Origin of the sequence: Roseobacter weihaiensis (genome assembly GCF_020622345.1) — a bacterium.
In the GTDB taxonomy this organism is placed as follows: Bacteria; Pseudomonadota; Alphaproteobacteria; order Rhodobacterales; family Rhodobacteraceae; genus Roseobacter; species Roseobacter weihaiensis.
Genome location: NZ_JACNMO010000047.1, coordinates 1 through 12,760, shown reverse-complemented (window position 1 = coordinate 12,760; position 12,760 = coordinate 1). Strand labels below are relative to the sequence as shown.

10 protein-coding genes and 1 pseudogene are annotated in these 12,760 nt (G+C 52.9%); 9 read left to right on the top strand and 2 right to left on the bottom strand.

The genetic code is table 11. The features are described from left to right. Nucleotides 1–317: 317 nt before the first annotated feature. Nucleotides 318–1,340, bottom strand: coding sequence for a permease (locus H7847_RS25920; RefSeq protein WP_227272491.1), 1,023 nt, complete (start codon nt 1,338–1,340; stop codon nt 318–320). Nucleotides 1,341–1,425: 85 nt separating this feature from the next. Here H7847_RS25920 and H7847_RS25915 point away from each other — a divergent pair, with 85 nt between their 5' ends. The 8 genes and pseudogenes from H7847_RS25915 (at nt 1,426) to H7847_RS25880 (ending at nt 10,829) form a co-directional block, all read left to right on the top strand. Then, nucleotides 1,426–2,283 carry a LysR substrate-binding domain-containing protein gene (locus tag H7847_RS25915; protein WP_227272489.1) on the top strand — a complete coding sequence of 286 codons (858 nt, stop codon included), beginning with the start codon at nt 1,426–1,428 and terminating at the stop codon, nt 2,281–2,283. Between the two features lie 48 nt (nt 2,284–2,331). Next, nucleotides 2,332–3,582 (top strand): DNA primase family protein, encoded by a 1,251-nt coding sequence (locus H7847_RS25910; protein WP_227272500.1) that lies wholly within the window; start codon nt 2,332–2,334, stop codon nt 3,580–3,582. Nucleotides 3,583–4,496: 914 nt separating this feature from the next. Next, a pseudogene (locus tag H7847_RS25905) lies at nt 4,497–4,845 on the top strand (integrase core domain-containing protein); the annotation flags it as partial. A 367-nt stretch (nt 4,846–5,212) separates the two neighbouring features. Then, a complete protein-coding gene (locus H7847_RS25900) occupies nt 5,213–5,914 on the top strand; it encodes a hypothetical protein (protein ID WP_227272487.1) in 702 nt (233 codons plus the stop codon). Between the two features lie 18 nt (nt 5,915–5,932). Next, nucleotides 5,933–7,147, top strand: coding sequence for a hypothetical protein (locus tag H7847_RS25895; RefSeq protein WP_227272485.1), 1,215 nt, complete (start codon nt 5,933–5,935; stop codon nt 7,145–7,147). Further along, a complete protein-coding gene (locus tag H7847_RS25890) occupies nt 7,148–9,475 on the top strand; it encodes a calcium-binding protein (RefSeq protein ID WP_227272483.1) in 2,328 nt (775 codons plus the stop codon). It abuts the gene before it with no gap. Nucleotides 9,476–9,550: 75 nt separating this feature from the next. Beyond that, nucleotides 9,551–10,543, top strand: coding sequence for a calcium-binding protein (locus H7847_RS25885; RefSeq protein WP_227272481.1), 993 nt, complete (start codon nt 9,551–9,553; stop codon nt 10,541–10,543). A 76-nt stretch (nt 10,544–10,619) separates the two neighbouring features. Next, nucleotides 10,620–10,829: a hypothetical protein gene (locus tag H7847_RS25880; RefSeq protein ID WP_227272479.1), complete on the top strand. Its 210-nt coding sequence runs from the start codon at nt 10,620–10,622 to the stop codon at nt 10,827–10,829. A 176-nt stretch (nt 10,830–11,005) separates the two neighbouring features. Here H7847_RS25880 and H7847_RS25875 read toward each other — a convergent pair whose 3' ends face one another. Continuing rightward, the gene (locus H7847_RS25875) at nt 11,006–11,539 is read right to left on the bottom strand and encodes a hypothetical protein (protein ID WP_227272477.1); all 534 of its coding nucleotides are present in this window, start codon (nt 11,537–11,539) and stop codon (nt 11,006–11,008) included. 42 nt (nt 11,540–11,581) lie between these two features. Here H7847_RS25875 and H7847_RS25870 point away from each other — a divergent pair, with 42 nt between their 5' ends. Continuing rightward, nucleotides 11,582–12,565: a hypothetical protein gene (locus H7847_RS25870; protein ID WP_227272475.1), complete on the top strand. Its 984-nt coding sequence runs from the start codon at nt 11,582–11,584 to the stop codon at nt 12,563–12,565. Nucleotides 12,566–12,760 lie beyond the last annotated feature (195 nt).

The following is a 12,760-nucleotide window of genomic DNA, read 5'->3' as shown; positions in this document are numbered from 1 at the left end:
TACAACACGCAAAGACCACACACATCGCTTGGCGGGCTGGCTCCGACCGTCTTCGCCAATCTCAACCGTGCCACCCGGCCTGCTTCGCTTGAGCTCCGCAAAGGCTCCGCTCAGCAGGCCTTGACCGCAACCAAATCAACAGAAAGAAACAGAAACGGTTTCTACACCTGATCGGCCCGGATCAGGGAGCTGGGTCATCAAGAGTAGCGGCCACTCCTTTTTTGCCATTTATGCATTATATAAACCTTGGTTCATGAGGGGCTGTTGCATTAGTTTGACTGGTTTGTGTTGGTGAGGTTCAGCTTAGTTACCGGATGTCACACGGCCCATCCAAATGCGTATCCCGCCGCCAACGACCCAAAAACTGCAAGCAGAAGATACAGCAGGAGGGGCTTCAGTTTCAACACTGGTGCTATGGCCATCGCGCCCCAGATGCTGACCACACCTCCTGAAACCAAAAAGGCCATCGCCGCTCCTTCGGACATGCCGTTTTCAATTAGGCCGCGCGTGAGCGGCAGGGCGGCATAACCGTCGATATAGGCCGGAGCGCCGACAAAAACCGCTGCGGGTATGGCCCACCATTGATCCTCACCGACATATGCGGCGAGTGATCCTGGTGTCAGGGCCGCGTTCAACGCGTACTCGGCAGCAAAGGCCGGGATCAGGCAAATCAGGATGAGCCGCGCAGTTGCCCAGAGCTGGGTGCTGAAAGATCGACGTCGTTCCTCGGTACGCCAGACCCGTGGCTCAAAAGCCTGAACTTCGCCACATCGAGCGGCACTCAGTTGGCGGGCCAAACCGTTGTCACGGAGCGCGTTCAATGCCCAAGGCGACTTAGCAAACAAGGCGGTGATTGCGCCACCGAACACACCCAGTCCGACTGCCGAGAGCGTCTTGCCGATAGCAAAGCTCAAGCCGAGCGTTGCCGCCGTCGTGGCAAGCATTGCGGGGTCAGTAATAGGCGACGATAGCCAGAACGCCATGATCGGGGCCAACGGCACGCCTGCTGCCAACAGACCTGCCATCAGCGGCAGAACTGTGACACCGCAAACCGGCGTGATGGCCCCGATCAGCGATGCGGCCATCACCGTGCGCAGCGTCCGGCCCTCGAATGCGCGCGCAATATGGGCATCTGCGCCACTCGCTATGATCCAGGCCGCAAGGACGATGCCAGGAATGACGATTGGGGCGACGGTCACCAAACCCCATCCGACAAACAGGGCAGCATTCATAACATGTTCGGGCCAGGCCAAAGCGACTCCCGCAAGCACGGCAATGCACAGACCCCACACGATCCGCCTCTTACTCATCTTTCTTTGAACAATTGTCAGATCGACCATGGCATGCTCCTTTGGCCTTGTAGAATAGTGACTGACAATGCATATGTGAAACGCATAGCTTAAATATCTATCATCGGATTTATGAATGGATAACCTCGATAGTGACCTGTTGCGCACCTTCCTTGCCGTCGCTCAGGCGGGGAGTGTCACGGACGGCGCTGCGCGCATTCACAGGTCGCAATCCGCCGCCAGCATTCAGGTCAAACGTCTTGAGGCGATCCTTGGCCGTCCTGTTTTTGAACGTCATGGGCGGGGCGTCGTGCTGAGCGAGGCGGGGCGTACGCTGTTACCCGTTGCCCAGGATGTGACCGCGCGTCTTGACGCTGCGTTGCAGGACATTTCCCAGCGTGCAGTGTCGGGTAAGTTACGTGTCGGAATTCCCGACGACCATGGCCGCACGAAACTGGCTGAGATCATTGCCACCTTCACGCGTCACCATCCGAAAGTTGACCTGGACGTGACCTGTGCATTGAGCACCGGGTTTCCCGAGGCGCTTGAAAAAGGGGCGCTCGATCTCGCCATTTACGAGGTGGAACGTCCGAAACAGCACGAAGAGGTTTTGTTCGAAGATCCCACCTGCTGGGTAGCGTCGGCGCATCGAGAATTCGCAATTGACGACAGCTTGCCTGTGGCTCTGTTCGATCATGCCTGCTGGTGGCGGGATGTGGCGATTGCCTCCCTTGAGGCGCGCGGCAAGCCGTACCGTATCGCCTATTCAAGCCAGAGCGTGTCAGGTGTGATCGCGGCGGTCGAAGCCGGGATAGCGGTCGGCTTGCTTGGGCGATCATCCCTGCATTCGGGCCTGTCTATTGTGGGTAAGAGCTTTGGATTCGGACCCACCCCTGCATCGAAGCTAGTCATGGCAGCAAGCGTTTCCCCTACAGGTGGGCCGCTGGATGCGATGGAAACAGCCGTCCGCGCTGCGTTTCTGACCCGGGCCTGAGAAATCAGCTGCTCGGCCGAATGTAAAAAATTCGCTAGTTGAGCAGCTATTCTAAACACCCGACCCCTAAGAGCAGCACTCGAAGCATGCGAACACCAACGCCGGGTCGAGGTCGAAGATATGGACAATGACCCCTGGACTCTCGTTCTCCCCAACGGCGATCTTGATTTACGTGCCATTCAGGATTGGGAGCCGCCCCATGATGCAACAGAGGCAGAAATTGCTCGTTCAAAGCTTTCGTGGTTGCGCGAGACCGATCGCTCCAAGCTGCCGACCAAATGCGGCGGCGTCGATTTCGACCCCACGGCCCGCGCCCCGGCCTGGGATAGATTAGTGGAGCTTGTCATTCCCGACCCTGATATCCGCGCCTGTGCGCAGCGGTGCCTCGGTGCCACGCTCTTTGGTCAGAACAAGGCGCAGGTGGCGATCATCATGCGCGGACCTGGGGGCAACGGCAAATCGACGCTGTTGAACGGTCTGAGCCATGTTCTCGGCACACGGGACGGGTATGCTGCACCCTGTAAGATCGAGATGTTCCTTGAGACGGGGAATGCACAGGCCTCAAGCGCCACACCTGAAGAAGCGGACCTGCCGGGCGCTCGAGCCTATATTGCGACCGAACCAGGCGCGCAGGACATTCTGAGCGCCAAAAAAATCAAGGGCATGACAGGCGGCGACCGGCGCATGAGCCGGGGCCTTTACGCAGACCCGTTTTTCTGGACCCCGCGTGGTGTTCCAATCCTCTCTTGTAACCGAACGCCCAAGATCAAGGATGAGGACGAGGGCACCCGCCGGCGTCTTGTGTTTCTGCCTTTTGACGTCAACCTGCGCTCCCTGCCTCCGGAATTGCAGCGCGACCAAGGTGAAGTCGAGGCCGAGCTGCGCAGTCAAGGCTCTGGCATTCTGAATTGGCTGATTGAGGGGTATCAGGATTTCATGCGGCGCGGCATCGACATGCCAGAACCCATGTCCCGCCTCAAGGAACAGCTGTTAGAAGCCGCTGACCCGGTTGGGGTCTTCCTGACCGAGATGACCGTAAAGAAGACTTCCGGCCGCCTCAGCGTGAGCGAATTTTACAAGACCCATGAGGCGTGGTGTGAGCAAGAGGGCCGCACTCAGTATCAAATGAAGAAGGTAGGTGACATCATGGTTGAGAAGGGCTTTGAGCGCGGGCCAATCAATGGAAGGTCCCATTGGAAAGGCCTGCGGTGGTCTGACGCTGCCTGCGATCTGGTTGAGCAGGCCACCGGTCATCGACCCTCCTATGCCTCGCGCCCCAAGGACGCCCCCCCGTTTTAACCACCTGCACCCCTCATGCCCTGACCCTTTCACTTCCCCGCTCCCCGGATGGCTTCGGTTTGAAAGACACCCGATATCACCCCTTTGGGGTGAGTGGGAAGGCGCGGCGTGGCCTTGTCGGCCACGTAAAGTTTATGGGTTATGCGGCCACTGCGGTGGACCGGCAGTGAAGATATTGAGGGGAAATCGGGGCTTTTGAAGGTCCAAGGTCACTTGCTTCACCTATCAACTCACCTCTCTTTTACTGGTAACTCATTGTTCTTATTAACTCAAGTGAAGTAAGTGAGGTAGGTGAAGGGGTATATACATATGGAAAAAAACATATGTAATCTAAAAACTAGAAAAAGGGAGGCAGAGTCACCTCTTCACCTCCCTCACCTCATTACTGGTCCGCTAAGAGAGCTCCCGTCTTGACGCCCTATCTTGCTAAGTTGTGGTCCTAAGTGCTTGCGTTAGAGCGCTGACCGGCGCCGCGGGAAGGATCCTGTGTCTTGCGGTTGTGTTAAGGCAGAGACCGGTTTTGAAAAAAATCGCTCAACGGTTCGCAGGGTCGACGTATAAACCCCGTCTAGTCGGATTGGCGCGTGAGCCCCCGGTTGACCCCGCAGCGGCCCCACCATCGACAAACCGAGGTCCCCCAAGTGCCTGGGCGAGGTGGGCCAGGCGTTTCGGAGGTGCCTCATATGGTGGCCCATCACCAAGAATTCGCCGGAGAGCTTGAGTGTATCCAGAACAATGTGGATCGTTGACCGATGCCGCTCGCTATGCGCCGTGTCCTTCTGAATGCGGCTCAAAGTGCTCGTTAGGTTCTTTCCGACAATTACGCACATGGGGTAATTCGCACCGCGTTGCAGGGAAGACTTTTGCTCTCAGCAGAACTGCTGGTTTGAGTTGTGGTTGTTGTTGGCTTAACGTATCCAACAACCATACAAGTCGATAACGGCAGCGAATTTGTGTCTCGTGATATGGATTTATGGACCTATCAGCGGGGTGTCACTCCGGACTTCTAACGGCCCGGAAAGCCGACCGATAATGCCTTAATCGAAGCTTTCAACTCAAAGCTTCGAACAGAATACCTGAACACGCACTGGTTCATGAGCCTCGAAGATACTTGCGAAAAGGTGGAGGCCTGGCGTAGATACTACAACGAAGAGCGACCGCACAGCGCGATTGGGAACATCCCCCCCAATAATGCTGGCAAACTCAGACGGCGATACCAGCCCGCCGCACTGTGAAAAGACGAAAAACTCTGGCCATCAGTAGCAGAAGGTTGCATAGCTGATCACCTCATCCAAACACGTCTTGAAACGCTAGAGTTAAACCGTCCTTTCGCTGGGTGGGGCCTGAACCCGAAAATATAGGGACATTACTGCCCTGTGCACGTGCCGCCGTCGCTTTTTGAGAACCTGTTTCGACTAGCATTCATTGCCATAGCGAACAAATCCGCCCAGATCGTTTGGTATTGCTAAAAAAGAGTCACAATTGGAGGAGCTTCCAAAATCTCTGCATTAACTATCTTTTCTCGAAAGCTCAGTCAGACTATGGTTGACATAAATCTGCGCACATATAACCTCTGGTTGCAGTCAATCAGCAGTCTGACAACGTATTCCAGGTTGGACCGGGCGCGAAAATGAAATTACCAGAAATTGTCGTGCAAACAGGTTTGGTCTTAACTCTAGCATCAACTCTATTGGTAAATCCTGCACGCACTAATGAGCGCGACGTGTGCGCGCTGTTTCACGGCGAAGAGGAAATGGTCACACATGTTCTCTACATGCACCAAGAAAACGTGCGACACGAACTCAGAATCCCAACGGTCTATTTTGAAGACGCATGGGACCGCGTCGATGGCGCCGAACATGATGCTCAACTGTTTAGTGTCATGATTGACGACTTTACGCCGGTTTACCGTCGCCACACGGCTACACTAAAAAAGGCGGGGCGACACGACTACATGACTTTCTTACTTCAGGACTATGTTGGGAACGAAAGGCTGACTGAAATAGTACTTTCGACTGCCACTGGCGGCAAATCAAGGGAAATCTCTGAGGCTCTGCGGCAAGATGCTGATTTTGATCTCGTTGCTTTAAGGGCTAAAGAAGGTATCGAACAAAACAAGGACGTCTATATCTCCGAAGATGCCGCGGGAGATATACGAACAGTTTTCCTATGTTCGCAGATGGGCGATGTCAAATCCCCGGGATGTTCACAGTACTTTCGGTCACACGCAATCGATATAAAAGTCAACTATAGGCGGGTCTTCTTGGCTCAATGGAAAGGCTTCGAGATAGATGTTGATTCATTTCTCGCCTGCGCGCTCAATTTTGAATAGTAGCAAGGAACCAACACGATGACGCTAAACACCGATCAGTTGGCGATTCTTGATACGCACGCAAACGCGGGGGATCGTATTGCGTACTACAAAGCACTTGCGAGTTTCGGCGACAACTACGGCAACTTGGCCCTTGGCGTAACTCTGAACAATAGTGTTTCCGGCGCAGCAGCGAACAAATATTTTCTCGATACGGCTAGCGATGAAGGCCAGATCGTCCCCGACGATGAGCTTGCGCGAGTGAGTCTGGAACTGATGCTCGCCGACAATCTTGTACGACAGGCAAATTTTGGCATTGCAACTATTGACCAAATTCAGGACTACCATCGACAGGTTTTTGAAGACGTTGCCGGCGTGTCAGCTAACGGTTGGACACCAGATTACTTTTTGCAAAGTTTCGACAATTTGGCTGACCGCCAGCCAGCATGGGACAGCCTTGTGTCAAGCGAGCCCGGCAGAACCTATACACATCAAAAATCCGTTCAACCTGAAAAGCGCATCAGCAATATTGTGGGCGGTCTCCCGACCGTTGTATTTCTGGCAACTTTGTTTTGGTCGGCGGCGGCAATAGCAGGGTCTCCTTCTCCCGGCATCAGTCCGGCCCCTGACCCATGTACTTTTTTCTCGCCGAACGAGGAGCACGTCGATTTCTTTATAAATATGCGACTTGAGCAGAAGAAAGTGGCCGTGTCGGTGCCGAAAGTCTTTCTTGAAGATCGATGGGATCACGTAAACGGTGCCAGTCACAATTCGCAACTTTTTCGGGTCACCCTTGATACCTTTGAACCGGTTAGCCGGGTACAGGCCAGCCTGCAGAACCGCAATGGAAATCACAACAGGATGACCTTTGTTGTCGGTGACAGGGTCGATCACGAAGCGCTTGCCTCAATCGTACTGCGCCGGGCAGACCCAGGAACGGGTGATGTGGGCTTTGGCAACTATGAACTCGTAAGCTCGGAATATAACCTATCACAGGCGGTTCTGGTGGGCACCGACCCCCAGCGAAACGTTTACTTCGCTTTGGGCGAAAACGGAGCCCCCGATACGGTCGTGTCCTGCGGGATCGCTGGAAAGGTGCCGTTTCCAGGTTGTGATCAGTATTTTCGAGCTTTTGGTATGGACATCAAGGTGAACTACCGGGCGTACGCGTTTCAGAACTGGCAAAAAGTACAAGACGATATAACAAGTTTTCTGTCCTGTGCTGTCGAGGCTTCCAAAAGTAAGGACATTTAAGTGGCACGAAATCTCACATCCGAAGAACTCGATGTACTCAGGCAACACTCTGAATCTGGCGACCGCATCGCCTATTACACTGCTCTGGAAAGCTTTGGTAACAGATACGGCACGTTAGCTCTGGGTGTCGTTAACAACGACACTGCTGCAGGAAAGACCGCCAATCTGTATTTCGCAACCCAAGCCGCAATTGAACTGGGGCCAAACCCTGTTTCAAAAGAGCAATTGGCGACCATCAGCTTGGAACTGATGCAAGCCGATTTCGCCGCTCGTGAGGATGCCGGTGGAATTGATATAACTGTTGACGACATTCAGGCATATCACGACGCAGTTTTTGGAGAAGAAGCAAACGTTTCTGTTCTGGCGTGGACGCCGACGCTCGCCTTGAATAGCTTGGAAAACCCTCAGGCTCGGCAGGCATACTGGGATTCGCTTCTGAATTCAGGTGTTGTTGGAAGCTTTGTTGATACTGCATTGGCCGCAGGTATCGACGACCCGTCGTACATTGCGTTGCTTATCCAAGTAGGGGCCACAGCACAGCTAACTACTAGTAATTCCTATGGGCCATACGACGTTTCTGTCCCCGCGGCAGGGCAGATGATTGGCGGAAATGAGTCAGATAATACATTGGGTGGAAGCGCAAACAATGATGTATTGATTGGCTTTGATGGAGAGGATGTTCTGAACGGCCTCGGTGGCGATGACCGGTTGTATGGTGGCACGGGAAAGGACACACTCATTGATGACGAAGGGTTTGACCTGATCTTTGGCGGCGAAGACGCCGATGTCGTTTTTTCTGTCTTGGATATCAGCGAAAACGCCGCAGTCGACGACTACGGAGGCGAAGCTTTTGTAGTTGGCAATTTCTCAGACTTTATCGGTGGTGGTGAGGGACGCGACACCATCGTCGTTTCAGAATTCAGCAGCGTGCGCGTGGGTAGAACCAACGACCAGCAAGTGCTGGCAGTTGGCGCTGAAGGTGCCACTGACCTCGCGTTCAGTTTCGAAACGGTTCTGGGTGGAAAAAGCATTGATTTCACTGCCTACAGTCAACCCATTGAATATGATCAGATTTTGAAGGTCGTCTTCTCGGCAGATGACACACTGCAGGTTGATGGCTTTGCTTCTTTGACCGGCACCAACGGCGCTGATACATTTGAATTGGGTGATGAATCCGTTAGAATTTTCGGTGGCGCAGGGGACGATACCATAAATGGCGGTTTCGAAACCACTCTCAACGGTGGCAACGGAGATGATACTTTTTCCGGCGGCATTGGCGTATTGGCATCAGGGGGGGGCGGCAACGATACCATAACCAGCGGGGGCGGAAACTCGGAATTGCGCGGCGGCAGCGGGACGGATGTTCTGAGCGCGCAGATCGGTGACCGGGTTTCGGGCGATGCAAATGACACGCTGACAGTGGCGGGCGTTGCCATCACGGGTGACGATGTTATGTTCGGCATTTCAGCCCCGACAAGCGCTGCAGGAAAGTACCGTCTGAACCCGGGCGGCGAAAACCCACCCTTCGTCGACGCGCTGCTGAGCAAGCCATTTGCGATCATGGTAGAGCCTATTATCATCCAATTCGGTTTCGATGGGACACAGGCCAGCATTGTCTGGAGCGGGTACATCATTCTGAACCCCAGTCTTGATGTCCACTTCGATGAAAGCGGGAATTTCATCAGGAGCTCTGCGGCTGCGATGATCAATTTCAAGATGGGCGATTTCGGCATCAATAGCGACGGTTACATGATTGAAGATCGCAACCTAGAATTCTTCTCCATCAGCGGGCGTGGCACCGGAACAATAACAGATGCCGGCCTGATTACCGGAACAATCATCGACGATCTGGAAGACGAATTTGACGGCACCTTCGAAGAATATGCGGGGGTCGAGCGCTCGGAATTTGAGGACTATACTTATCTGTTGAGTGAGGAACCCTCACTTACATCCAAATTACTGCAACTGATTTTTGGGGCCGGCACGACGGTATTCAAAGACTTTCAGGTGGAAACAGAAGCGATCCAGATTGATGGCGTACCTCTTGACGTAAACGACTTGCCAACCGGTGTTTCGGTTTCCCAGGTTGGTTCTGACGTACGAGTCTCATATGGCATCGGCGATATAGCTGTTTTGACCAACATTGAACTGAGGACCTGGCAAATTGCAGCGACCGACGATGTCTTTGGAACTCCCACAGCGGACGATCTGCTCGCAGACAACAGTAACAATCTGATCGTGCCTGGCGCAGGCGATGATGTGATCTGGGCAGGCGGCGGGAATGACACGATTCTGTATACGTCTGGCAATGATACGATCGGGGGCTAGAACGCCGGTACTGACACACTTGATCTGACCCAGTATGCGGCGGATGACGTTAGTTTTCGTATACTTGGCAACGATGTGCTGATCGCAACACCGGACGGTGAGATCGAACTCGCGGGTCAAGTGCGCTACGAGGTGAGTGATGCGCGGTCCAATATAGAGACTATCCTTTTCAACGAAGCCACATTGGATGAAGCCGAAATAAAAGCCCGCGCGATGGCCGATCAGGCGGCGACGGAAGACGACATTCTTGTCGGAAGTAGCGGGGATGATACTCTAGACGGTGGGGCGGGTGATGATACGCTCCGAGGCGGTGCCGGTAATGACATGCTAACCGGGGGCTCTGGCCTCGACTATTTCACCGTAGCTTCAGGTGATGGCCATGACGTAATACAAGACTTTGAAATTGGTCAGGACAAGATCGTTGTTTTGGGTGAAGTCTTTGAAGTGACAGTAACGCCAACCGTCAACGGCGCTTTAATTGCAATAGATCCTGAGACGTCCGTAGAGCTAAGAGGCATTGATCCTTCGCAAGTGATTTCTGAAATGTTCGAAACTGACAGTAATGTAGCACTCACTATTGTCGTTTCAGAAATTATTGACGAGGTGACCGGCACGGAGGCTGATGACAGGATTGATACATCCTACGTTGACCTAACAGACGGCGACGTGGTCAACGACAGCGGTCAGATTATCGTTGCGGGGGGTGGATCTGACCACATTTATGACGGTGCCGGTGACGATGAAGTTTACGGCGGCGACGGTAATGATCGGCTGTATTCAGGGGGTGGCGCTGACCTTCTGGACGGTGGTGCGGAAACGGATTGGGTAATCTACTCTCGCTCAACAGTCGGCATTGTTATTGATTTGACAGACACATCGAATAGCACCGGCATTGCATCTGGAGATACTTATCAGTCAATCTCCCAAGTTGACGGGACAGCTCATGGTGACCGTATCATAATGGACGGATCAATCCAGAACATAAACGCAAAGGCGGGCGACGACACCATTGTGGATCTAGGAGGGGGGACACACCTTTGGGGGGTCATCCGGAGCGGATACTTTTGAACTTCATATCGGGGCCGGTAGATCAAATATAAGGGACTTCTCTGGTGTCACAGATGGCGGAAATGATATCATTGATTTGGCTGCTTGGGATGTGACAGGTCTGGACGATCCCAGCTTTGCTATTGGACGACGTTTCGGGGAAACATCTTCGCGATATGATGTTGATGCAGTTTTGAAATTGTATGACGAAGTCGGAATGGTACTGGATCAAACGGTGGTCAATAACGTCGTTTGGGATGCCGATGGCAACCATTCCCTTCATATTGACGATTTTGTTTTTGTTTGAGGGATATGGTTAAAAATGGATGCTTTGGCATTCGGAACTCTGTAGATAACGCTTACATGGCGTTTTGAATATTTTTCCGTGCGGCAGTCGAGGTGTGTTTGTATCATATACCCTTCATGAAAAAATTCATAAAGGCACGACCTAGCCCTACGTGGTTAGTTATCTAAACGCGGAATTTACTCTGTAACAGAAGTTGACAATTTACTCGAAAACAATTGGGGGTTGTTGCGAATTTTGCGACGAACTAAAGCAAGTGTTCCTTCTTCGATGGCAGTTTGGTTCATCATACGCATAAATTCCAACGCACCTAAAGGTAGAGATTCGTTCTGACGGTCGGGCACTGTGAGCTTTGCTAAAGTGTTATGTCCCAGACCAATTAAGACAGAAGAAATGGTGAAGTCGATAAAGCCGTCGCCATTCACATCCTGCTCAGTGACGACGTCGCGCCCATTGTCGCTGGCAGTCACTTTGGACTTGCTGTGCAAATCAAGCCCGGCACGATCCTCAATCGTGTTGGTGGTGCCACCATCCGCTTGCAAGACGGTCGTCTCGGCAGAACTGAGATCATAGATGTCGTCACTGTCTCGATCGTAAGACGTGGTGACCACCAACCCGTCATCCGATGTCTCAACTTGCGCGGTCGACAAAACATCACCGTTTGCACTCAAAACTTCCGTTACCTCCAAAAAATCGGTCGGGACCTCAATCATCTAAAAAAGTTAGGTGGCGTTGAGACACGTGCAAAGCGGCTTATGACCTCCGATCGCAGTCAGCCTGAAGGAGGAATTTACGAGTTGCTTGTTGCTGGCGTCTACACAAGGCACGGCTGGTCAACTGTTGCATTCGTGGATGAAACCCCAGGGCGCGGACGAACACCAGACTTGCATGTTTCTAAACCCGGAACTCGATGGGCTGTTGAGTGCAAGCGCATCATGCGTTCGGGATATGCGGCAAGAGAGGAAAAGGCCGGTAAACTTCTTGCAGCCAAGGTGCATGAAGTGAGTGAAAGTTGTGGGCAGTCTTTCGTCTTGGACGTTCGCTTTCGTGAAGAGTTGGATGCATACGACGAGTCTTATCTGAAAGATCGAATCGAGGAATTGCTTCCCTTGGATGGCACTGTGGAGCACTCTGACGGTCGAACGGATATCCGCCTTCGACCAGTCCAATGGGATTTAGTTCGCTCAATTGTGAGTTCTGACTTGATCTACATTGGTTCAACCCGAATGATGGAGATAATCAGTGGCGAACATGAGCATGGTGCGTCCCATTCCCTGAATGTGAAATGTCGCCGCGCTGAATCTAAGCCATCTTATGCTGACGTGATTTACCACGCTTCTTTGGTGAACTGGGCGAGTATTTCGCCAGCGGCTCAGCGAGCTAAGGCTGATCACTTCAAAAGAAAGATTGCCAGCGCCGAAGGTCAACTCCCCGACGACTGCCCTGGTGTGGTGCATGTCGGCATGGAAAGCCTAGGCCATCAAATAATTGACCAACGCCGACATTTCCAGAACCACCTAATCGCGCGGGAGTTCACAACCTCAACTTCACGGCTACGTTGGATTTATGGAAACTACTTTCAGGTGGAGGTTACAACCCGCCAGGATGAGTCCTGCGCTATGGAAGAGTCGATGGCTCCATATCGCATTGGAACACACAGAACCAAGGAGCCATTGCCGGGTCACCTGCTAATTGCGGACGACCAAGACGCTGTCGAAGGGCTTCATTGGAACCTTTAGAAGAGTGTTAAGCAGCATTTTGTTGTTCGCAGAGGTTAGCCCCTCAAAATGCTGCGTATTCGACCAACGTTCTCTATCTGCGGCCGTTAATTCAAGTGGGTTTTTGATCTCATCGGGTTCATGGTTCTCTCCGAGGTCGGCAGTGCCGCCTCATAATGGCGTCGGGGACTGGTGCCTCAAAATGGTCCGCTGCGA

Excerpts from the sequence above, each read along its gene's own strand:
- H7847_RS25900 (WP_227272487.1), top strand. The coding sequence starts at position 5,213 with ATGAAATTACCAGAAATTGTCGTGCAAACAGGTTTGGTCTTAACTCTA.
- H7847_RS25870 (WP_227272475.1), top strand. The coding sequence starts at position 11,582 with ATGACCTCCGATCGCAGTCAGCCTGAAGGAGGAATTTACGAGTTGCTT.
- H7847_RS25895 (WP_227272485.1), top strand. The coding sequence starts at position 5,933 with ATGACGCTAAACACCGATCAGTTGGCGATTCTTGATACGCACGCAAAC.
- H7847_RS25920 (WP_227272491.1), bottom strand. The coding sequence starts at position 1,340 with ATGGTCGATCTGACAATTGTTCAAAGAAAGATGAGTAAGAGGCGGATC.
- H7847_RS25875 (WP_227272477.1), bottom strand. The coding sequence starts at position 11,539 with ATGATTGAGGTCCCGACCGATTTTTTGGAGGTAACGGAAGTTTTGAGT.
- H7847_RS25915 (WP_227272489.1), top strand. The coding sequence starts at position 1,426 with ATGGATAACCTCGATAGTGACCTGTTGCGCACCTTCCTTGCCGTCGCT.